The organism is Pseudomonas sp. NPDC088444, from assembly GCF_044900175.1.
In the GTDB taxonomy this organism is placed as follows: Bacteria; Pseudomonadota; Gammaproteobacteria; order Pseudomonadales; family Pseudomonadaceae; genus Aquipseudomonas.
The window spans coordinates 238,032-258,844 of sequence record NZ_JBJDNK010000004.1 but is presented as its reverse complement, the minus strand read 5'-3'; the positions used below and the strand labels follow the sequence as shown (position 1 = coordinate 258,844).

Sequence of the window (20,813 nt, the reverse complement as noted above, 5' to 3'; positions counted from 1 at the left end):
ATGAAAGCAGTCATCGCAGTCATCGGACTGGCTCTGCTCAGTGGCTGTGCCAGTGACGGCAGCGCGCCGTGGCTGGCACACACCACGGGGGCCAGTTGTACCAAGCCGACGTCCGATCAGGAACTGGCCCTGAACATGGCCCAGGACATGGCCGATGAAGGGCGTCTGCACGCCAGCCTGGCGCATCTGGAAAGCCTGCCGCCGAACCTGGCGGAAGTCCGGCTGCGCAAGGCGCGCGTGCTGCGCTTGCTGGGCAGCAACGAGGCGGAGCCGTTGTACCGAAGCCTTTTAGGCACCTGCCGTGCCGCCGAAGGTGAGCACGGCTTGGGCCAGCTCGCTGCGGCGCGCGGGGACAACAATCAGGCCCTGATGCATTTGCAGGCGGCAGTAAAACTGTCGCCCACCGATGAAAGAATTCGCAACGATTTGGGGGTCGTTTATCTCAACCAGTTGAAGCTGGACAAGGCGAAGTTCCAGTTCCTGACGGCCATCGAACTCAAGCAGTCCGACACGCTGGCGGCGTCGAACATGGTGACGCTGCTGATCTATCAGGACAACTGGACACAGGCTGCCGAACTGGTCTCACGGGCAGGGTTGACGCCGGATCAGGTCAGTGATGCACAGGCCCGCGCGGAAAAACTCAAGACATCGCCCGCCAGCGTGCGGGTCAAGCCTGAGAGGGTTGCGGCGGTGGCGGCGACAACAACGGATGGAGGGAGCCAGCCATGAAATCCAGCGTCTTTATCGGGCTTTGTATGGCGGCTTTTGGCGGCATCGCGCTTGCGGACGACGCCTCGTCTTCCAACACACCCACCGAGCAATGGCTGCAACTGCAAGCCAGCGGCAAGGCCGCCTCGACCACCCCGCAGCCCCAGGCGCCCATCGAGCGCGACCTGAGCATGCAGCGCTGGTTGAACAACTACCAACACCCGATTCCTGAATTCTTCGAGCAGAAGAAGGGCGGGAGTGTGTCGGGCAGCGGTGGCTCGGGCGGGAGTTGAATGCGCTTGGTGCTGCGCAAAATCGCCCGTTGTACAGACACTGCGCTGTTGCGCAGTCAACACGGGGCCCTGTAGAGGTGAGCTTGCTCTGGGCGGCATTCCTACAGGTTTTTGTGTAGCCGGACGGCCATCGATTTTCCAACGGCTAAGCCTGCGCTGAAATCTCAATGTGCCGTCACCCTACTCGTAAAGCGAACATTGAAGGCTTCCTCTTTCTGTAGGAAACAGCCTAGGCCACTCTCCTGCATTTCTGACGCCCTGTATCGGCCATGCCGACATACGCTGCTCGTCTCGTCCTCCACCCTAAGCGCCCAAACGATGCTTGCTCATCCCTATCCCGGATCAGCAGCCCAATTACGCGCTCATGATCTGGAGTTCAAATGAGTACAGCGACACCGCTTTTCTACGACAACACCGTTACAGACGAGCACCTCCGTGCAATGAATTGCGCCACTAATCGCGAACCCGCGTTGGCGGGAGCGGATGAATTCGTGTTCACCACCGCTTGCCGGCCGGGGGTTCCTGTCGCTCCGAACCCGGTCATTGCGATCTATCGACCCGCCAGCGAAGGCAGCCAGAGCCGCGATGGCGGTGTCATTCTTCAAGCCACATCGGCCATCACCTGCGAGACGCGTGAGGGTGAGACGTTGCGCCTCGCGCAGCCGGGCGACGTCGTTACTTACCCCAATGGTGCTTGCGCGCAGATCATCACCGGCTCAGGCACTACACAATTTAATCTCGCACTCGTCGGCAGCCGCTTGAGCAACGGGGATGAAATCATCAACACCCGAAATGACAGGTTCGTCTTTGTTGAGCGATCCGACACGCCATTACCTGATGATTTCCTCGCCGAGCTTGAGGGCTAGAAGTCCCCGGACTGTGCTCGACCGCCGTTGAGTGGCCGACCCAACAATGGCTACACACCACTCGCATGGATGCGTGTTTCAACAGGGAAGCGAACGTATGGCGGAAGGGTATTTCATAAGGAAAGGCGACAAGACTTCATGCGGTGGTGTCGTCATCGATGCGCACAGCGGCGTGAACATGTTCGGCATCGATCATGCTCGTGAAGGCGACCGGGTCACCTGTGGCGTCGACGGCAAAATCTACACAATCGTAGACGGCATCGATTACATCGTCAGCCACGGTAAACGCGTGGCCGGTTCGTTGGACAGTTACAGCTCATGCCCCTGTCGTGCAACGCTAAACCCGTCGTTGTTCAAGTCGTCTTATGAGAGCAAAGCCAATCACGTGGCCGCCAGATCGGTTCCGGGTTATCCCCCCGCGCCGATGGCCTCCGTTCGCCCGCCACCTGCGAACGTGCAGCGCGAGATCATGCCTGCCAACTTGGAACTTGAAGAAGAGGAGGAAGAAGTCGAGCAGGAACAGCTCATCACTTTGCGCCTGGGCGTGTTCTTCGATGGCACCGGTAACAACCAGGCCAACAGCGAATCCGTAGCGGGGTGCATGGCGCGGGATGTCGGGCTGGAAAATGAGGCTGACGCCATTCAGCAATTCTGCGCCGAGCACGGTTATGGCCTCGACGGCGGTGCGCCGGATAGCAGTTACGGGAATGACACCAGCAATATTGCGCGGTTGTATGACTTGTATAGGGATCACTCCGACATTTCGATTGAGCCGGACGCTGAAGAGGCAGCGCTGAAGGTCTATCTGGAGGGGATCGGAACTATAAGCGGCGGCGCTGACGATCTGTGGGGGCAGGGTACTGGAACGGGGAAGTATGGTGTTGTGGCTCGGGTTGAGCAAAGCACCTCGTTGATCTTAGAGAGCGTACGATTGTTCGTTCGAAACAATCCGGCGGTGAAAATCTCGAAAATAGACGTTGATGTCTTTGGGTTCAGCCGCGGTGCGGCTGCTGCGCGTCACTTCGCCAATGACCTAAGAAAAGGTGCGAACAGTCTGCTTGCCAAAGTCCTGCCTGCTGGTGCGTCCATGTTTGGCGCAGGATTTAGGTGGCGAATCCAATACGATATTCACCTGAACTTCATCGGCCTGTTCGACACCGTACCCGGCATCGTCGCGCCCCTGCAATTGGACTTCAGCCCCGGCAATGCGCGCAACGCAGGCCTCGACCTTGGATTGCCTACAGGTTGCGCCCGCAAAATCGTGCAACTGGTCGCCCGGGATGAGCATCGCCTGAATTTCGCCCTGATCCGCACTGGCAACGACATCGTGCTGCCCGGTGCCCATTCGGACATCGGCGGTGGCTACCGACCTCGCATGCGCGAACGACTGTTGGTGGCGAAACCCACCAGCAGCCGGGAGCGCAAGACGTTGCCCAACGAACAAGCACGGGCCGTCTCCAGCGCTCGTCAAAGTGTCGGCCCACTGGTCAAGCGCCTGATCGAACAAGGTATCGAGCCGAAGATGCACATCTGGTCAGAGGACGAAGCACGCACTCGGGACAATCTGACGCCTGCCTACAAACAGGTGTACGTCATGAGCACACTTGAGCGTGAGGTGGAGGGGGACTTGTCGAAGGTCTATTTAAGAACAATGCGGGAGTTGGCGGTACAGCATGGAGCGCCGTTCGATGCGATCAACGACCGAGATCCGCGTCTGGCCTTACCTGAAGACCTAACGCTTATTACGGCGAAAGTTCTGAATTACGCAACAGGAAGAGCGGGAGCGTTGGAGTTGACCGCCGCCGAAGAGGACTTGCTACTCCGCCGTTACATCCACCTCTCCGCGAGCTGGAATGCGGTGAAGGAAAGGCACAGAACCGACATAAGAGTCCTGTTCATCAACCGGCCCGCCGATGATCACCGGCGGATTATCCATGGCAATCAATAAGCTCAAAGTATTATTGGGGGGGGCACTCGTCGTGGTTCTCGGCGGGTGCAGCCACGTTAATTACTATGGAGGAAAACTGCCGTATGACTCTTGGCGGTTGGGTTTCTTTGCTCCTAATTACATGGAGGTCTGGATTGAAACTGCTGATGTGATGGACATCAATGACAAGGCGTTCAAACGTGCAATGAGTGGGGTGGCGGCAGTCCAGACACCACCGAACTTTAGAGGGGATCCGGCAGGTTGGCCGAAACGTCCGGGAGGGGGGGCCGGGAAGCAGGTTTCAGGCGCTAGTCTTCCGCGTTTTATATATGTGCGCTGGCAGTCTCTGGCGGAGCCGCAAACCTATCAAGCTTACATAGAAATCCCCCAGAGAACTCGTGAAGCCATGCTCAAGGGAGAGCACGCGTACTGTAAGGCAGACGAGAAGTGGATAGTTGATTTCAGAGACTTTTTGACAATCGGTTTGGCCCCCGGCGGCGTGACCAAAACGTGGATTCAGGGCGGATGCCTAGAGCCGATTGAAGTCAGCCGCGTGCAGGGCCAAATTGTAAAGAAAGGACCCTATGGCGGCCTGTCAGACGGTCACTATTACCGCCCGCCTAATCAGGAATCTCAGGCTTACATCGACAAGTTCGGTATTCCTTATGACTCCTGGTAACGCGCTATCGCCAGCCAGCGGATCACCCATGGTGAAAGCGCTTTTGGGGTGCGCACTCGCCATGGTTCTCGGCGGGTGCAGCCACGTTAATGACTATGGAGTAGAGCTGCCTTATGACGCGTGGCGACTGGGCTTTCTGGCGCCCAACTACATGGAGGTCTGGATCGAAACCGCCAATGTGGTCGACGTCAAAGGTCGGGTTTTCAGGCGCGCCATGAGTGGCGTGGCGGCCATTCACACGCCACCTAATCTGAGGGGAAACCCGAGAGGTTGGACCAAGCAGCCGGGAGATGGGGCGGGGAAGCATGTCTGGCGCGCCGATGTCCCTCGTCAGATTTACGTGCGCTGGCAATCCCTGGCAGAGCCACAAACCTACGAGGCTTATGTAGAAATTCCTGAGTCGATACAGCGCTCAATGCACGAGGGTGGAAAAACATATTGCGGTGCAAGTCAGGTCTGGATCGATGATTACAGAAAGAATCTGGTCATTGGGCTGGCCCCGGGCGGCGTTGTTAAGACCTGGTTGATGGGGGTTTGTATTGATGCAATTGAAGTCAGCCGCGTGCAAGGTCGAGTAGTCGACAAAGGCCCTGACTTGGGACGTACCAACGGAAGGTACGCCCTGGAGTTAGAGCCTGAGTCGCGAGCATACATCGACAAATTTGGCATCCCCTATGGCTCTTGGTAACGAGGCATCGCCAGCCGTCGCATCCTCCATGACGATGAATACGCTCAACGCGTTAATGGGGTGTGCACTCGCGTTTGTTCTCGGCGGGTACAGTGTCGCAATCGGGCGATACAGAGAGTTGAACGTGGATGGGAATCTGGCCGATATTGAGGTCGCAAAACTGATCAGCAGCACTGGTTGAACAACTACCAGCACCCGATCCCCGACTTCTATGAACAGAAGAAGGGCGGGAGCGCGTCTGGCAGCGGGGCGGTGGGGGAATTGATCGGGCTCCCGAAATGGGAATCGCCTGACGACTAGACAACGATCCCCTGTAGGAGTGAGCTTGCTCGCCATGGCATAGGGTCAGTCACTGCAGTTGTGATGGCCAGACCTCAATCGCGAGCAAGCTCACTCCTACAGGGAAAATGTGTTGGCTGCGCGCCAGAGCGGCCGGTAGTTCCCCACAGGCTTTAGTGCGCCGTCACCCGCCCTCGCGCGGTCGCGGTGGGGGACAATGCCAGCGCCAGTTGCGTGCGGTTGTGCATGTGGGTCAGGCGCAGCACTTGTGAAACGTAAAGCTTCACGGTGTTCTCGGTGATGCCCAGCTCGCAGGCGATCTGGTAGTTGGTCTTGCCTTTGCTCACCAGTTTGGCGACATCGAGCTGGCGGGGGGAAAGCTGTTCGAAAATGGACGGGATTTGCACATCGCCCTCGCTGTCCGCCAGCGCCGGTTGAGCCAGTTGCCGCGACTTGTCCAGGTCCTGGCACAGATCGTCGATGGACGCCGCCAGAAATTGCAGTTTGTCGTTGAGATGGCCCAGGTGCTGTACGTTCTTCACGCGTTCTTCCAGTGATTCTTCCTGACGCCGCACGCCGTCGAGCAGCTCGTTCAGGTCTACCGGCTTCTGGTAGTAATCGGCGATCCCCGCGCGCAGGGCTTTGATCACGTCCTGCTTCTCGGCGCGGCCCGTGAGCATGATGGATTCGAAGATCCGCGTTTTCCCTGCCACGCGCTTCATGGCTTCGACCAGTTCGATGCCGTTCATGCCGGGCATGTCCAGGTCGCACAGCACGATGGCGACGGTGGGGTCTTCGCGAAAACATTCGAGGGCTTCGCGGCTTGAGTAACAGGGCACGCACGGGTAGCCACTGTTTTCCAGAAATTCGTGGATCTCATCCACGATGAGGGGCTGATCGTCGACGATCAGAATCTTTAAAGCGGGATGGTTGTTCACGCGCGACTCCCTGCTGCGACTACGGCTGAACCGGGTCCGGCGCCATGCCTATCCTTATGGCAATCCACTGTAGGACAGTTCTCTGCCCGGACGTAGGACTAAACCTAGACTCACTTTTGGACTATGTACATAGCATGAGATGGCATTTCGACTAGTGGGAGATGCATGGGGGCGATCTACCGATTTTCCTGTAGCAGCACGGCCGTGCTGCTACGCATGCGAGCTCAGGAAAGACAGAGTGTCGTCATCAAAAAACCGGTGAACAGGAAGGGCACGAACGGCTGTTTGTTTGACGGCTCGGGGGCGAGCTGGGGATAACGGTTTCTAACCCCTTGAGCCAGATGGGGCCAGATTTTTTGACGCAGCAGCAGCCACATCAAACTGGTGAATCCAGCGCCGACAAATGTGCCCAGCACATGAAGCTGATCGCTGGTCAGCGCAACGGTGACCAGCAACTTCGCGTCCCCGGCACCCAGTTTCTTCAACGCGTAGCCGGGCAGTGTCAGTAACAGCGCCCACAGTACCGCCCACCTTGCCTCTGTCATTGAGGCGCCCAGCCACGTGCTGCCATTCATCAGCAGGTAGACCAGCGCCAGCGCTGCACCACCGAGGGTCAACACGTTGGAAACCCTTCTGTGCCGAGCATCCTGGTCGGCGCAGGCGGCAAACCACAGCAGCAGGATCAGTAAATTCATGGGCTAAAAAACGTCCTGTTTTACGGAAAGAATCTATGCTCCTTGCAAGGTAGCACTGTCAGGGTAGACGTCGGCATGCGCAGGACACCTCGCATATTCCCCCCTCGAAAACAAAAAGGCGCAGCCGCCATCGAGTTTGCGGTGGTGTTCGTGATTTTCTTTGCCGTGTTCTATGGCCTTCTGACCTACAGCTTGCCCCTGCTGCTGATGCAGTCGTTCAACAACGCTGCGGCCGAGGCCGTGCGCCAGGGCGTTGCGATCAGCCCCAGCGTTTCGGGTTACGTCACCGTGGTCAAAAATCAGGCCACGCAAGCCCTGACCACCCAATTGTCGTGGATACCCACGCCGTTCGCGTTCAGCGTGGCGTCCGATACGTCGGTCAGCTTTGACGGCAAATTGCTTCAAGTCAGCATCAACTACCCCAGAAGCAAACTGACCCAAGTGGTGCCCGTTTTAACACTCCCCGGAATCGGTGACGTACCGAATCTGCCGACCTACCTCTCTGCCCAAGCGAGCCTGCAACTTGCCCCTTAAAAACGAAATTCTCAATCGTTGGCTCGGACGCGAGGCGCCTGCCGAACACGAGCCGAAAAAACAGCCCGAACCTGCGGTTGTCGAGCCTGCGTCGGTGATTGCGGACTGGCACATGCAACTGGACGAGGAGGGCCGTGTGACGGGCATCAGCAAACCGCTGCGCAACGCGCTCGGGCTGGCTGCGGTGGTCACGCCTGCACAGCGTCTGATGGGCTATTTGATGCCTGGCAGTGCGCTGGTGGTGGAAGGTGCGCCGGAAGAGTGGCACGGGCACATGCTCGATCTGGACTTCCGGCGCCCCAATGGTCAGGTGCTGCACACTCGGGGCTGGGTCCAGGCGCAGGGCGAAAAATGGCTGCTGCAACTGCTGGACATCGGCGATCTGATGGAGGAGGCGAACGTCGCCCAAAGCCGTCAGCAGTGCCTGAGACTGGCCGGGCAACTGGCGGAAAAAGTGCGTGGTTGCCATGTCGACCGGTTACAGGCCGTGACCGCCGAACAGCTTGAAGAGCTGGCCCAGAGTTACCGCGTGCCTTGCCTGGCGCTGGCATTGGCCGAACCGGGTGGCGCAGGCTGGCGGATCTACGCGCAGTTCAACGCCCAGACCGCCCCGCAATTGTGGCAGGACGGCCAGCGGCTGGGCACCGATCTGGACGCGTTGGTCAGCACCCAGACCCATCAGATCGATTTTGGCGAGCCCACTCAACTCGTCCACTTGCAAAGCGCTTTTGGCAATGCCGACGGATTTTTGCTGCCCCATCACAAGGAAGGCTCGGTCAAGGCCTGGCTGTTGTTCGGCTTCTACAACGCCGCGCGACAGGCGCCAGAACTGGGCGAGCGCGAATGGATGAACCTCTGCTCGGCGTTGGCAGGGCCGATTCTGTATCGGCACGCCGATCAGGCGCATCGTCATCAACTTGAGCGTCTGGCGGTGTTGCAGGACTTGCTGGGCACCGGTTGGTGGGAATTCCTGCCGGACAGCGACGAGGTGCAGTTGGCGCCACAACTGGCCCGCACGCTGGGCTTGCCGGGCAGCAGCGATGTGCTGCCGTTGACGCAGTGGTTGCAGTTGATTCACCCGGCGGACCGCCATGAGCTGGAAAGCCGTCTGGGGCTGTTGCGTGATCGCGGCACACCCATGTTGTCATGCGTGCGCTTGCAGCAAGAAGACCCGGCCCAACCTCCGGTCTGGCTGCGGATTCAGGGGCAGGTGCTGGTCAGCGGGCAGGCCCGGCGGGTGCTGGGCTTCATGCTCGACGTCAGCGACATCAAAAACCAGGAAATCCAGGCCGCCGCCGCCCACGCCCGGCTCGATAACCTGATCGCCAGTTCACCGGCCGTGATCTACGTGCTCGGCTATGACCGGGGCAGTCTGGAGCCCACCTTCTTCAGCGCCAGCCTCACGCCGTTACTGGGTTGGACCCAGGCCGAATGCGCTGAGGGTCTGCTCACGCAATACGTCCACCCCGACGACCGCGATATCTGGTTCCAGCGCACTCGCCAGTTGCTGCGCGAAGGCGTGGTCAGTTGCCGCTATCGCCTGCGCGACAAGAAAGGCGAATACCACTGGCTGCTGGATGAAGCGCGTTTGCTGCGTGACGATCTGGGCATGCCGGTGGAGGCGGTCGGATTGTGGCTGGACGTCACAGAAGCGACTCAAGCGACTGAGCGTGTGCGGGAGAGCGAGGAGCGCTACCGGATTCTCGTCGAAGACTCGCCCGCGATGATCTGCCGCTATACGCCGGATCTGATACTGAATTTCGGTAACCGCCCATTGGCCGACTACCTCGAATGCACGCCGCAACAACTGCCGGGCGTCAATCTGGGCAACTGGTTCTCTGCCGAGCAGAAAGAGGCGTTCTTGCGGCGTATCGACGAACTGACGCCGGAGGCGCCGATGAGCACCGCCGAGATTTGTCTGGAGTTGCCAGGCCGTGAGCATGCCTGGTGGGTCTGGGCGGATCGGGGTGTTTTTGATGACAGCGGCAAGCTGGTGGAGATCCAGGCCGTGGGCCGCGACAACACGGAAATCCGTCGCACGCGCATGCAACTCAATCAGAGTGCGAAAATGGCCACCCTTGGCGAAATGGCCACCGGTTTGGCCCATGAGATCAACCAGCCACTCAACGTCATGCGCATGGCGGTGGTCAACGTGCTCAAACGCCTGAGCAATGGCGACACCGACGTCGAATACCTGACCGACAAACTGAACCGCATCGATACCCAGGTGCAACGCGCGGCGCGGGTGGTCAACCACATGCGGGTGTTCGGGCGTCGTTCGGAAATCGAACAGCAACTGTTCGACCCCATTGATGCCGTGGATGGCACCCTGAACATGCTCACCGAGGGCATGAAAGGTAAGGGCGTCGAGTTGCGGGTAGGCGAACCGGGGCCTCGCGTGCAAGTGCGCGGGCACGTCGACCAGCTAGAGCAGGTGCTGATCAACTTGATGGTCAACGCCCGCGATGCGCTGCTTTCCAAGAAAGAAAAGACCCCCGAGCTGGAACCCTGGATCGCGCTGCACGTGGAACAGGACGATCAGACCCTTTGGTTGATCGTCGAGGACAACGGTGGCGGCATCGATCCGCGTCTGCTGGAGCGGATTTTCGAGCCGTTCTTCACCACCAAACCCGTGGGCGTCGGCACCGGGCTTGGGTTATCGGTGAGTTATGGCATCGTCGAGCAAATGGGGGGGCGGCTGAGCGTGAGCAACGCCAGCGAAGGGGCGTGTTTCCGGATCGCGTTGCCGATTGCGCGGGATTAAGACCTGTTTCTGCCCGAAGGGCGTATGAGCGAGGCTTGCCCGCGATCGTCCGGGGTCGCGGGCAAGCGCGCTCCTACGGGGGAGGGCGCGCATTCAAATCACCAACACCGCCTGCGCCGGGTGACAACTGAGGTTGGCACCCACGTTGACGTTAGCGATGTTCACGCCGAGGTTTTTCAGCACCAGGTTCAGCAACGGGTCCAGCAATGGGCCGATCAGGCCACTGACGATTGACGTGACGGTGCTGACCAAGCCATTCACGAGCGAGGTCACGGCGTTGATCACCAGGCCGAGCAAGCCTGCGTTGGTGGCCGAGTGCAGCACGACCGGGTTGCTCAGGCTGTTGCCCAGGCTGGTCACGATGTTCGGGTCGCCATTGAGTGACAGTACGGGCGACGGGGTGGCGCCGATTTCGGCAGGCTGAGCGAAATTCAGCGTTGCCCTGTTCGCTGCGACCGGCAGGTTGACCAACAAACCCACGCCGCCGCCCCCGTAATCGACCCTCGGGTTGCCTGTCCTAATATTCAGCAGCACCAACTCCTGCGGCGCCGGAAGATCAGCCACCGAAGAACTCCACGTGCTGCTGTCGATTTTGCCGACCTTGAGTTTGACCAGCGCTGTATTGGTGTCGGCTGCCAGTGTTTTGGTGGCGTCGGACGAGCAGCTATAGCCGGTCACATGGCTACTGGCGCTGGCGGCCTCCAGGCTGATGTCCAGCGACAGCGGCGCCGGTGCGATCTGGACGTCTGCACTGAGCAGCGCGAGCAGGGTGTTGAGTGATCCGCTGACGATATTGAGCACCGGGCTGAGCGAACTCAAATCCACGCTCGTCAATGTGCGCACCTGCGCGGTGCGCACGTAAATCTGATTGGGGTCGCTGCTGTTGGCGGTCGCCAGTCGCGGATCCCCGGCGGCGGACAGTTGAGAGGGTTCGACGATTTTCACCTTGGTGCTCAACCCCACCAGCCCCAACACGTTGGCGGGGATCGTGGCGTAGGCCCCGCTGTTGCTGTTGGCCACTTGAACGAAGCCCTGCAACAACCCAAACACGTTCAGGTTGGCATTGAGAGCGGAGGATGGCAGGCCGGTTTGCAGGTTCAGCAGGTCTTGCAGTTTGATCGTCGTGCCGCTGGCAATGGTGCTGACGCTGAGCAGGCCGCTGATCGCTGTCTGAACGGCGGAATTGTTTTGCGGCAGCACGGTGGCAGCCGTCGTAAGCAGTTGTTTGACGGAGATGTTGGTGGCCAGCAGTGAGGTGTAGTTGCCGGCCTGGGCGTTGACGTCGATCGCCAGTTGATTCAGGTAACTGAGCAGGTTGATGTTGGCGTTGGCCAGTCCGTTCCAGCCCGCCGCCGAGATGTTGAGCGTGCCGCCGAGCAACCCGCCCCACAACGTGTTGAGCAACCCGGCTTGCGTGCTGTCCACGGTCGCTAGCGAGCTGTTGATCGTCAACTGCGCGAGCGGCGGCAAGGCCGGGGTCGCCACGGCCACGGCGGTCAATTGGATGTCGGAGGGTGTGGGGTTGGTGTCGAACATCGCGCCAATGCCTGCCGCGATGCTGCGTGATACGGTATGGCTGACCACCACTTGAATCGCATCGGTTTTGGTTGCATCGACCGTGAAGGTGCGAAGGCCGTTCGAACCTGTGCTGAGCGTGCCGCAGCGGGTAGTGAGGGTACGTGTGTTGTCTGTGACGGTGAAGCTGTTGCGGGTGGCGCTCTGAGTGGCGTAGGTGCTGGCGGTGTTACTGCCGGTGCAGACGCCGTTCAGGCTCGCCGCTTCCAGTGCGGCCATGTCGGCGACCCGTTGCAGGGTGCGTTTTTCCATGAACAACCGACCGCTGTCGACCACTACCAGCGTACACAACAGCGCCAGGGCCATGGTCAGCGCGGCCAGCAGTCCTATGGCACCACGCTGCCGGTCCCGGCGCGCGCAGGGAGATTTCAGGGGAGACATCCAGCACTCCTTCGGCTACGCCATCGCTACTCACCCGGGGTGGGAGTGTAGTTGGGGCGCAGGGAGTGTGCCGGGAGAAAGATGTTGCTCGGGCCTGTTGATGGGGTCCCGGTTCCCTGTGGGAGCGAATTCATTCGCGAAGACGTCGGCAGCCATAGCATCAACGTCGCCTGACACTCCGCTTCGCGAATGAATTCGCTCCCACAGGGTCCTGTGTTTGCCGCGCGTCAGCACGGCACCGACGCGATCGGTTGTCTCCCACAGGGTATCGGGCAGACCGACAATTATGTATCGGTCTGCTATCCATCAATGCGGCGGATACTGCTGCAGGATTTTCTGCACGGTCTGACGCAAAGCCAGTTCTCGTGCAGCCGGGTTGGCGCTGCCGTCGTTCACGACCTGTTCGGTACTGCCGCGCCAGACGAGTTTGCCGTCCTTGCCGTCGAGCATGTCGATTTGCAGCGTCGAGACCTTGTAATCGACGTTACGCGTTTCGGTGCCAATCGGGCCGCCCCAGTAACCGCCCCACGGGTTGCCCCAATAGCCGCCACCGCCGTAGTTGGTGGTGACCATTTGCTGGCGGTTTTCAACGATCAGCCAGGCCTGTACCTGCACATCGGCCTTGGCGCCGGGCGCCGCCATGCGCAAACCCCTTTGGTCGAGTTGTTCGCTGACCGACTGGCGAATGCGTTGTTCGGTCAGGTCACTTTTGATGCGTGGGTCATTGGGTTGATATTGCAGGCCCGGTTCTTTCCAGGCCCAGGTTCTGTACCCGCCGAAGTCGCGCTGTGCGTCGAAATCGCGATTGACGCGATCGGTCTGGCAGGCGGCGAGCAGCAGGGCAACACACACGACAGCGATACAGCGGAGCATGATGGTTCTCCAGAAGCGCGTAACAGGTTACGCAGGGGGATAGGCGGCCAAAGCGCGCTGCACGGCCTGACGCAACGCTTTGGCGCGATCGGACTGATCGCCGCCACTGCCGGTCTCGGCACTGGCGCTCCACACGGGTTGGCCGCTGCGGGCATCGAACAGACTGATGTTCACCACGACCACTTGCTCTTGGTAGGTTCGCACCACCGGTACGGTGGCGTATCCGCCGTAACCGTGACGATAGCCGTTGTAGTAGCCCACCCCGGCACCGCCATAGTACGGATCGTAATAATCGTCGCGCACCTGGCGCAGACGGGTTTCGATACGGGTGTCAGCCGCGACCCGCAAGTCTGCCGCCTGCGGGTTCTGCGAAGGGCGCAGGCCGCGCTGATCCAGGCCGTTGCTCACCGCCTCCGCCACCTGTGCTGAATCCGCCCACTGGGTGCCCGGTGGCAACTGGCCGTTGAGCCAGGTCCAGTTGCGATAACGCCCATAATCTCTTGGTGCGGCCGGGTAGGCGCTCATGTCGATGGCATTGGCCGCTTGCGGCGGGGCAGGCGGGATCGCGGCGGAAACGGCGGTGTAAGGGTTCTGGTTCTGACAGGCAGCCAGTGCCAGGGTCGAGAACAGTGTGAGCGAAGCGAGACGGCGTTTCATAGTGGTCTCCGCAGAAAGCCTCAAACGGGTCGGCACATCCAGTGCAGATAACGTCCCAGTCCGGCGAAACTCGGGTGGCGCCGATGGGCCAGTTCCATTTCCAGCAAGTCCGCCAGATCGGCCTTGGTCTGGAATTCCACCGGCATGTAATCGTGGAACACCCGAACGCCACTCTGGGTTTCGACTCGCCACAGACCTTCAAGTTGCGCCGCTAATTCGCGCGGATCAAGGGGTTCTTGCGGCGTCAGGCTCTGTTTTTCACCGGCCAGCGTGTTACGGCGCATTTTGCGGAAATGGCCCTTGAGCAGATTGCGATAAATCAGCGCGTCACGGTTGTAAAACGCCAGAGACAACCAGCCCTCGGCGGCGGTCAATTGGCGCAGCACCGGCAGGATCGTGAAAGGCTCGGCCAGCCATTCCAGCACGGCGTGGCAGATCACCAGGTCGTAGGGTTCGTTCAGCAGATTTGGCAGATCCTGCCATGGCGCCTGAATGAACGTTGCTGTCTGTCCGGCATCTGAAAAGCGCTGACGTGCCCCTTCGAACATCGGCTCGGCAGGCTCGGCCAGTGTGACATCGTGGCCCTGCTGCGCCAGCCAGAGCGACATGTGGCCCAGCCCTGCGCCGATGTCCAGTACGCGCAAGGGGCGATCCGGCAGGCTTTCGTTCAGGTCCGCCTGCAAAACCGCCAGACGAATCGCGCCCTTCGCGCCGCCATAGATTTTTTCGGCAAAGCGCGTCGCCAATTGGTCGAAGTGACGATCACTCATTTCAGAAAACGCCGCTCGCTGTCCGCCAGCTTGGCGCGAACCACTTCGTTCATGTCCAGACCCAGTTCGCTGCACATCAGCAGCAGATAGAGAATGATGTCGCCCACTTCCTGACCCGCATGGGCCAGTTCATCCGCCGGTAATTGACGGGACTGGTCCTCGGTTTTCCACTGGAAAATCTCCACCAATTCGGCCATCTCCACACTCGCGGCCATGGCCAGATTCTTGGGGCTGTGGAATGGCCGCCAATCGTTGGTATCGCGGATGTGGTGCAGGCGCTGGATGAGTTCGTCGAGGTTCATGGGGCGGGTCTCCTGAAGGTGCGTAGCTTCAGGGGGATGAGGGGAGGAATCAAGTGAAGTCGGTGTAAATTCAGAACGGTGCAAACCCCTGTAGCAGTCCGGTTTGCCGGCGGTAGCGGTTTTGAGGACGCCACCGCCGGCAAGCCGGACTGCTACAGATAACGCGTCGTGTGCAAAATCTGTCGTCGGCGTTACTCCCCTGCAGGCTGCCAACTCCCCACCATGTGCACGATCCCTTCCTTGCCCTCCAGCCTCAATTGCCCATGAGACCCCGCCGTGCTGGCTGACAACGTCACTTCGCCGGGCAAGCGCACCGGCTTTTGAAACGTCACCGAGATATCCACATTCGAGGCGGGCAAATGATCGTCCAGCGCCGCCAATGCACGGCTTTTTATCCACATCCCATGGGCGATGGCGGTCGGGAAACCAAACAATTTAGCGCTGCTGGCGCTCAAATGAATCGGGTTGTAGTCGCCGCTGACCTTGGCGTACTGACGGCCGATGTCCGATGGCGCGTACCAGGTGGCCAGCTCGCTCATGGGCAAGGGCGCCGGTTCATACGTCCCATCGGGTTCACCTGCGATCTGCACACCCCGACACAGCATGGTGCTCTCTTCCTCCCAAAGCAGGCCCAAGGCGTCATCGATCTGGGTGATCAGGCTGAACGTCGCCCCTTTGGCATGGGGCTTGAGGTCGGCCAGGCGGACGCTGACCTGAGCCTTGATCACACTGCCCAGGGGCCTGCGAATACTGATGCGGTTCTGCAAATGCACCAGCCCCAGCAGTGGAAAGGGGAAGTCTTTGTCGGTCAGCAGCTTCATCTGCAACGCAAACGCCAGCACATGGGGGTAGGTCGGTGGCAGCAGGCTGCCGGGAATAAAGCCGCAGACGTTGGCGAAAGCTTTGACCTTGTCGGGGTCCACCGACACCCAACAGCGCAACCCCTGATCGGGCAGGTGCGTGCCGTGGACCTTGCGCCGCAACGCCGCTTGCATGAACAGGCCCGGCAGAGCGGGTGGGGTGTCCAGATAGCGCCAGTGTGTTCCCATCACGTCTCTCCTCATCTGCCGCTTGTGGCAGGTTTTTTAGGCGCCGATGACGCTTTGCCCGCACACGCGCAACACTTGGCCGCTCACTGCGCCGCTGCCGGGCTGACTCAACCACGCAACGGCTTCGGCGACATCTTGCGGCAGACCGCCCTGGCCCAGTGAACTCATGCGTCGTCCGGCCTCACGCAGCGCGAACGGCATGTGCGCAGTCATGCTGGTTTCGATGAAACCGGGCGCGACGGCGTTGATGCTGATGCCACGCGCCTTCAAGGTCGGTGCCAATGCCCGTGCCAGCCCAATCAACCCGGCCTTGCTGGTGGTGTAGTTGGTTTGCCCGCGATTGCCTGCCAACCCGCTGATCGAGGCCATCAGGATCACGCAGCCATTGTCCCGCAGAGCACCCGCGTCGATCAGCGACTGAGTCAGCACTTGCGGCGCGTTGAGGTTGACATTGAGCACTGAGTTCCAGAAATCGGCGGTCATATTGGCGAGGGTCTTGTCTCGCGTGATGCCCGCGTTGTGCACCACGATGTCGAGCCCGCCCGGCACCTGTTCGATCAATTGCGTGGCAGCATCCGGCGCGCAGATGTCCAGCATCAGCGCCTGACCGCCAAGGCGTGCTGCCAGCGCTTCCAGATCGGACCTGGCCTGTGGCACATCGAGCAGCACAACGTCGGCGCCATCGCGCGCGAGGGTTTCTGCGATCGCAGCGCCAATGCCCCGTGCGGCACCTGTGACCAACGCCTTGCGCCCGGCCAGTGGGCGACTCCAGTCCTGAACCTTCGCAGCGCAAGCACTCAGACGAATCACCTGCCCGGAAATGAATGCGCTCTTGGGCGACAGGAAAAAGCGCAATGCGCCTTCCAGTTGGTCCTCGGCCTCGTCTTCGATTTGCAGCAACTGGACCGTGCCGCCGTTGCGCATTTCCTTCGCCAGTGAGCGGCTGAAGCCTTCGATGGCTTGCTGCGTACTGGCCGCCAAAGGGTCGGTTTGCGTCTCCGGCGCGCGAGCGAGAATCACGAGGTGGGCGCTGTGTTCCAGTTGACGCAGGACCGGCTGGAAAAACTCGCGCAATTGACCGAGTTGTGACGTGTGCAAAATCATACTGGCGTCGAACACCACGGCTTTGATCTTCGCGCCTTGCTCGGCGGTCCATGGGTGGGCGCCGCTGACCTCGTTGCCGAAGCTGAAGAGCAAATCGGTCATGCGCGGGGCAAAACTGCTGACTCGCTCGGCCAGAGGGCCTCCACTCAACAGCAGCGCACCCTCGACAGGCCGCAGACGCCCGGCTTGCCAACGTTCCAGACGCGCCGGAGCAGGCAGTCCCACAGCGCCTACCAGCCGACGGCCGATGTCTGAGTTGGCGAAGTCAATGTAGCGATCAGATGCCATGGAACGCGCTCCTTGAGTCAGGGTTCAAACCAGTGGACCACACGCTGGTGAAGAAAGTCCTACGCTGCATACACCGAATCCCGCAGGAGCAAGAAGGAGAGATTTGAATGACTCAGACACGTCGCGTGGCTATCGTCGGCGGTAACCGGATTCCGTTCGCCCGCTCCAACGGCGCCTACGCCACCGCCAGCAATCAGGACATGCTGACCGCCGCGCTTGAAGGCTTGATCGAGCGTTACAACCTGCACGGCCAACGCATGGGCGAGGTCGTGGCGGGCGCTGTGCTCAAGCATTCCCGGGATTTCAACCTGACTCGCGAGTGTGTACTGGGCTCGCGCTTGTCCGCACAAACCCCTGCCTACGATCTGCAACAAGCCTGCGGCACCGGACTGGAAGCGGCGCTGCTGGTGGCCAACAAGATCGCATTGGGCCAGATCGAATGCGGCATTGCAGGTGGCGTCGATACGACCTCCGACGCACCCATCGGCGTGAACGAGGATTTGCGGCAGATTCTGTTACAAATCAATCGCGCGAAAAGCACGGGCGACAAGCTCAAGACGCTGACTCAACTACGCCCCCGCAACCTCAAACCCGAATTGCCGCGCAATGGCGAACCGCGCACCGGCCTTTCCATGGGGCAGCATTGCGAGTTGATGGCGCAAACCTGGCAGATTCCACGCGACGCTCAGGACCAATTGGCACTGGAAAGCCACCAGAAACTGGCGGCGTCTTACGTCGAGGGCTGGCACAGCGATCTGCTGACGCCATTCCGAGGCCTGACGCGCGACAACAACCTGCGCGTCGACGCCAGCCTGGAAAAGCTCGCGTCCCTCAAGCCTGCGTATGAACGCAGCGCCAAAGGTACGCTGACAGCAGGCAACTCGACCCCGCTGACTGACGGCGCTTCGCTCGTGCTGCTGGCCAGTGAGGAGTGGGCGCGAGCGCGCAGCTTGCCAGTGTTGGCCTACTGGCGCGATGGCGAGGCCGCTGCGGTGGATTTCGTCCGTGGCGAAGAGGGCTTGCTCATGGCACCGGTCTACGCTGTGCCGCGCTTGCTGGCCCGCAATGGTCTGACGTTGCAGGATTTTGACTACTACGAAATCCACGAAGCCTTCGCTGCCCAAGTGCTGTGCACGCTGAAAGCATGGGAGGACGCCGAATATTGCCAAACCCGTTTGGGGCTCGATGCGCCGCTGGGGTCCATTGATCGTAGCAAACTCAATGTCAAAGGCAGCTCATTGGCGGCAGGCCATCCGTTTGCGGCGACGGGAGGGCGCATCGTTGCCAACCTCGCCAAATTGCTCAACGTGGCGGGGCAGGGCCGTGGGTTGATTTCGATCTGCGCAGCGGGTGGGCAAGGCGTGACTGCCATTCTGGAGCGCTGATTCTGGGCGTCAGCCCGTAGGAGCGTGGCCCGGGGCAGGCCACGCTCCTACGCCTTCGGCAGAAGCGGGCTAGCATGGGATCACGTACACTGCCGTTCCACGACAAAAGACGCGCCCATGCCCAGCAAAGGACATTCCCCCTCCCGCAGTCCCCAGACCGAGCGGCTCATTCCAGTGTTGGCGGATTTGCCACGCCCGCTCTACGCCCGCGCCGAGAGCTTGAGCGCGGGGTCGTGGACGCCGACACATCGTCACGACTGGGTGCAATTTTCCTACGCTATCAGCGGTGTTCTCGGCGTCCATACCGAGCAGGGCAGTTTCTTCGCTCCGCCGCAGTGGGGTGTGTGGATTCCGGCAGGGCTGGATCACGAAGTCGTCACCTCGACCCGTGCTGAGATGCGCAGCCTCTACGTGCGGACTCAAGATTCATTGTGGGCGCCGGATCGTTGTCGGGTGCTGGAAGTCACGCCTCTGGCCCGAGAGCTGATCAAAGCCTTTTGTCTGCTGCCCGTCGATTATCCCGAGGGGGACAGCCAGCCTGCGCGCCTCGTTCGCGTGCTGCTCGATCAATTGGCGAGCCTGCCTGAAGTCGGTTTCTCTTTGCCGTTGCCACGCCACGCCCGGTTGTTAATGTTGTGCCAGGAACTGGTCGAAGAGCCGGGGCAAGACATCACGCTCACCGACTGGGCGCAACGCCTGAGCATGTCTGAAAAAACCCTGATGCGCCTGTTTCAACGGGAAACCGGTTTGAGCTTCAGAGGCTGGCGGCAACGCGCGCGATTGCTCGCCTCGCTAAACGCGCTGGAAGAGGGCGACAGCGTGACGAGCACCGCCCTCAATTGTGGGTATGACTCAACGTCTGCGTTCATTGCCGCGTTCAAGGGGCTCTTCGGTTTTACACCGGGGGATCTGTTCCGGCCTTGAACAAGGCGGCAGGCGGTGCGCGCACATCTGCTTTCACTCTGTCGCTGTGGTGATCCATTCGCTGGTTTATGCTGTGCCGCGGCATGAAAGGTGCTTGCCTCAATTCAGGGAACGTATGGGCTGCAATTGAATCCATGACTGCATTCCACATGCCCCTACTCGCTGGCAGAGGATTGCCGTATAACGAGCAACGATCGCGTGTTTGGCAACGAAGGACCCAGAATAAAAGCTGATGAAGACTCCCAAACGCATTGAACCCCTGATCGAAGACGGTCTGGTAGACGAAGTGCTGCGCCCGCTGATGAGTGGCAAAGAGGCAGCTGTTTATGTGGTGCGCTGTGGCAAAGAGCTGCGCTGCGCGAAGGTTTACAAGGAGGCGAACAAACGCAGTTTCCGGCAGGCCTCGGAATATCAGGAGGGCCGTAAGGTTCGTGGTAGCCGCGAGGCGCGCGCCATGGCCAAAGGTTCAAAATTCGGACGCAAGGAAAGCGAGGACGCGTGGCAGAACGCTGAAGTTTCTGCGCTATTCCGGTTGGCGAATGCGGGCGTCAGGGTGCCCAAACCCTACGACTTCCTCGACGGCGTGCTGTTGATGGAAATGGTCTCGGACGGCTACGGCGATGCGGCGCCACGGCTGAACGACGTCACCCTCGAACCGGATCAGGCCCGGGAATATCACGCGTTTCTGATTCAGCAGATCGTGCTCATGCTGTGTGCCGGACTGGTGCACGGTGACCTTTCGGAGTTCAACGTGTTGTTGTCACCTGACGGCCCGGTCATCATCGATCTGCCACAAGCTGTCGATGCAGCAGGGAACAATCATGCCTTCAGCATGCTGGAGCGGGATGTTGGCAACATGGCGGCCTACTTCGGTCGTTTCGCCCCTGAACTGAAGAAAACCCGGTTCGCCAAAGAAATGTGGTCTCACTATCAGGCGGGCACATTGTCCCCCGCCACTGTGCTGACCGGCCATTTCGACGATCCGACCAACCAGGCCGACGTCAAAGGCGTGTTGCGCGAAATTGAGGCGGCCCAGCGGGATGAGGCACGGCGTCAGGCCGCACGGCAGGCTGATGACGCGCCACCGGGCAAGGCCGAAGAGCCTACGCCGCCCTGGATGCAGTGATGAACTGA

20 protein-coding genes are annotated in these 20,813 nt (G+C 60.3%); 11 read left to right on the top strand and 9 right to left on the bottom strand.

The window, feature by feature from the left end; genetic code table 11:
• From ACI2KB_RS10305 to ACI2KB_RS10280, 6 genes are all read left to right on the top strand, one after another.
• The gene (locus ACI2KB_RS10305) at positions 1 to 729 is read left to right on the top strand and encodes a tetratricopeptide repeat protein (RefSeq protein ID WP_404634044.1); all 729 of its coding nucleotides are present in this window, start codon (positions 1 to 3) and stop codon (positions 727 to 729) included.
• Positions 726 to 1,001: a DUF3613 domain-containing protein gene (locus ACI2KB_RS10300; protein ID WP_404634042.1), complete on the top strand. Its 276-nt coding sequence runs from the start codon at positions 726 to 728 to the stop codon at positions 999 to 1,001. The genes ACI2KB_RS10305 and ACI2KB_RS10300 overlap by 4 nt, the downstream gene beginning before the upstream one ends.
• 380 nt (positions 1,002 to 1,381) lie before the next feature.
• Positions 1,382 to 1,867 carry a hypothetical protein gene (locus tag ACI2KB_RS10295; protein ID WP_404634040.1) on the top strand — a complete coding sequence of 162 codons (486 nt, stop codon included), beginning with the start codon at positions 1,382 to 1,384 and terminating at the stop codon, positions 1,865 to 1,867.
• 97 nt (positions 1,868 to 1,964) lie between these two features.
• Positions 1,965 to 3,815, top strand: coding sequence for a PAAR domain-containing protein (locus ACI2KB_RS10290; protein WP_404634038.1), 1,851 nt, complete (start codon positions 1,965 to 1,967; stop codon positions 3,813 to 3,815).
• Positions 3,802 to 4,473: a DUF2931 family protein gene (locus ACI2KB_RS10285; protein WP_404634036.1), complete on the top strand. Its 672-nt coding sequence runs from the start codon at positions 3,802 to 3,804 to the stop codon at positions 4,471 to 4,473. The genes ACI2KB_RS10290 and ACI2KB_RS10285 overlap by 14 nt, the downstream gene beginning before the upstream one ends.
• A 28-nt stretch (positions 4,474 to 4,501) precedes the next feature.
• Positions 4,502 to 5,161: a DUF2931 family protein gene (locus ACI2KB_RS10280; RefSeq protein WP_404634034.1), complete on the top strand. Its 660-nt coding sequence runs from the start codon at positions 4,502 to 4,504 to the stop codon at positions 5,159 to 5,161.
• A gap of 452 nt (positions 5,162 to 5,613) precedes the next feature.
• Here the strand turns inward: ACI2KB_RS10280 and ACI2KB_RS10275 are convergent, their stop codons facing one another.
• Both ACI2KB_RS10275 and ACI2KB_RS10270 read right to left on the bottom strand, forming a co-directional pair.
• Positions 5,614 to 6,378 (bottom strand): response regulator, encoded by a 765-nt coding sequence (locus tag ACI2KB_RS10275; protein ID WP_404634032.1) that lies wholly within the window; start codon positions 6,376 to 6,378, stop codon positions 5,614 to 5,616.
• Positions 6,379 to 6,602: 224 nt separating this feature from the next.
• Positions 6,603 to 7,073: a prepilin peptidase gene (locus tag ACI2KB_RS10270; RefSeq protein WP_404634030.1), complete on the bottom strand. Its 471-nt coding sequence runs from the start codon at positions 7,071 to 7,073 to the stop codon at positions 6,603 to 6,605.
• Between the two features lie 75 nt (positions 7,074 to 7,148).
• Here ACI2KB_RS10270 and ACI2KB_RS10265 point away from each other — a divergent pair, with 75 nt between their 5' ends.
• Together ACI2KB_RS10265 and ACI2KB_RS10260 are read left to right on the top strand one after the other, a co-directional pair.
• Positions 7,149 to 7,607, top strand: a complete 459-nt coding sequence (locus ACI2KB_RS10265; RefSeq protein WP_404634028.1) for a TadE/TadG family type IV pilus assembly protein — start codon at positions 7,149 to 7,151, stop codon at positions 7,605 to 7,607.
• On the top strand, positions 7,597 to 10,371 hold the full coding sequence (locus ACI2KB_RS10260) for an ATP-binding protein (RefSeq protein WP_404634026.1): 2,775 nt from the start codon (positions 7,597 to 7,599) through the stop codon (positions 10,369 to 10,371). Before ACI2KB_RS10265 ends, ACI2KB_RS10260 begins: the two co-directional genes overlap by 11 nt.
• Before the next feature lie 93 nt (positions 10,372 to 10,464).
• On the opposite strand, the gene ACI2KB_RS10255 is transcribed toward ACI2KB_RS10260, so the two are convergent.
• The 7 genes from ACI2KB_RS10255 to ACI2KB_RS10225 form a co-directional block, all read right to left on the bottom strand.
• Positions 10,465 to 12,327: a TadG family pilus assembly protein gene (locus tag ACI2KB_RS10255; protein ID WP_404634024.1), complete on the bottom strand. Its 1,863-nt coding sequence runs from the start codon at positions 12,325 to 12,327 to the stop codon at positions 10,465 to 10,467.
• A 306-nt stretch (positions 12,328 to 12,633) separates the two neighbouring features.
• On the bottom strand, positions 12,634 to 13,200 hold the full coding sequence (locus ACI2KB_RS10250; protein ID WP_404634022.1) for a DUF4136 domain-containing protein: 567 nt from the start codon (positions 13,198 to 13,200) through the stop codon (positions 12,634 to 12,636).
• Between the two features lie 27 nt (positions 13,201 to 13,227).
• Positions 13,228 to 13,857 (bottom strand): DUF4136 domain-containing protein, encoded by a 630-nt coding sequence (locus ACI2KB_RS10245; protein WP_404634020.1) that lies wholly within the window; start codon positions 13,855 to 13,857, stop codon positions 13,228 to 13,230.
• Between the two features lie 20 nt (positions 13,858 to 13,877).
• Positions 13,878 to 14,627 carry a methyltransferase domain-containing protein gene (locus ACI2KB_RS10240; protein ID WP_404634018.1) on the bottom strand — a complete coding sequence of 250 codons (750 nt, stop codon included), beginning with the start codon at positions 14,625 to 14,627 and terminating at the stop codon, positions 13,878 to 13,880.
• The gene (locus ACI2KB_RS10235; protein ID WP_404634016.1) at positions 14,624 to 14,929 is read right to left on the bottom strand and encodes a nucleotide pyrophosphohydrolase; all 306 of its coding nucleotides are present in this window, start codon (positions 14,927 to 14,929) and stop codon (positions 14,624 to 14,626) included. The genes ACI2KB_RS10240 and ACI2KB_RS10235 overlap by 4 nt, the downstream gene beginning before the upstream one ends.
• A 191-nt stretch (positions 14,930 to 15,120) precedes the next feature.
• Positions 15,121 to 15,978: a MaoC/PaaZ C-terminal domain-containing protein gene (locus ACI2KB_RS10230; protein ID WP_404634014.1), complete on the bottom strand. Its 858-nt coding sequence runs from the start codon at positions 15,976 to 15,978 to the stop codon at positions 15,121 to 15,123.
• A 36-nt stretch (positions 15,979 to 16,014) separates the two neighbouring features.
• On the bottom strand, positions 16,015 to 17,370 hold the full coding sequence (locus ACI2KB_RS10225) for a 3-oxoacyl-ACP reductase (RefSeq protein WP_404634012.1): 1,356 nt from the start codon (positions 17,368 to 17,370) through the stop codon (positions 16,015 to 16,017).
• Between the two features lie 107 nt (positions 17,371 to 17,477).
• Between ACI2KB_RS10225 and ACI2KB_RS10220 the strand changes: the two genes are divergently transcribed.
• The 3 genes from ACI2KB_RS10220 to ACI2KB_RS10210 all read left to right on the top strand — a co-directional run bounded on the left by ACI2KB_RS10220 (position 17,478) and on the right by ACI2KB_RS10210 (position 20,805).
• Positions 17,478 to 18,755, top strand: a complete 1,278-nt coding sequence (locus tag ACI2KB_RS10220; protein ID WP_404634010.1) for an acetyl-CoA C-acetyltransferase — start codon at positions 17,478 to 17,480, stop codon at positions 18,753 to 18,755.
• Between the two features lie 117 nt (positions 18,756 to 18,872).
• Positions 18,873 to 19,679: an AraC family transcriptional regulator gene (locus ACI2KB_RS10215; RefSeq protein WP_404634008.1), complete on the top strand. Its 807-nt coding sequence runs from the start codon at positions 18,873 to 18,875 to the stop codon at positions 19,677 to 19,679.
• A 232-nt stretch (positions 19,680 to 19,911) separates the two neighbouring features.
• On the top strand, positions 19,912 to 20,805 hold the full coding sequence (locus ACI2KB_RS10210) for a PA4780 family RIO1-like protein kinase (protein WP_404634006.1): 894 nt from the start codon (positions 19,912 to 19,914) through the stop codon (positions 20,803 to 20,805).
• Positions 20,806 to 20,813: the final 8 nt, after the last annotated feature.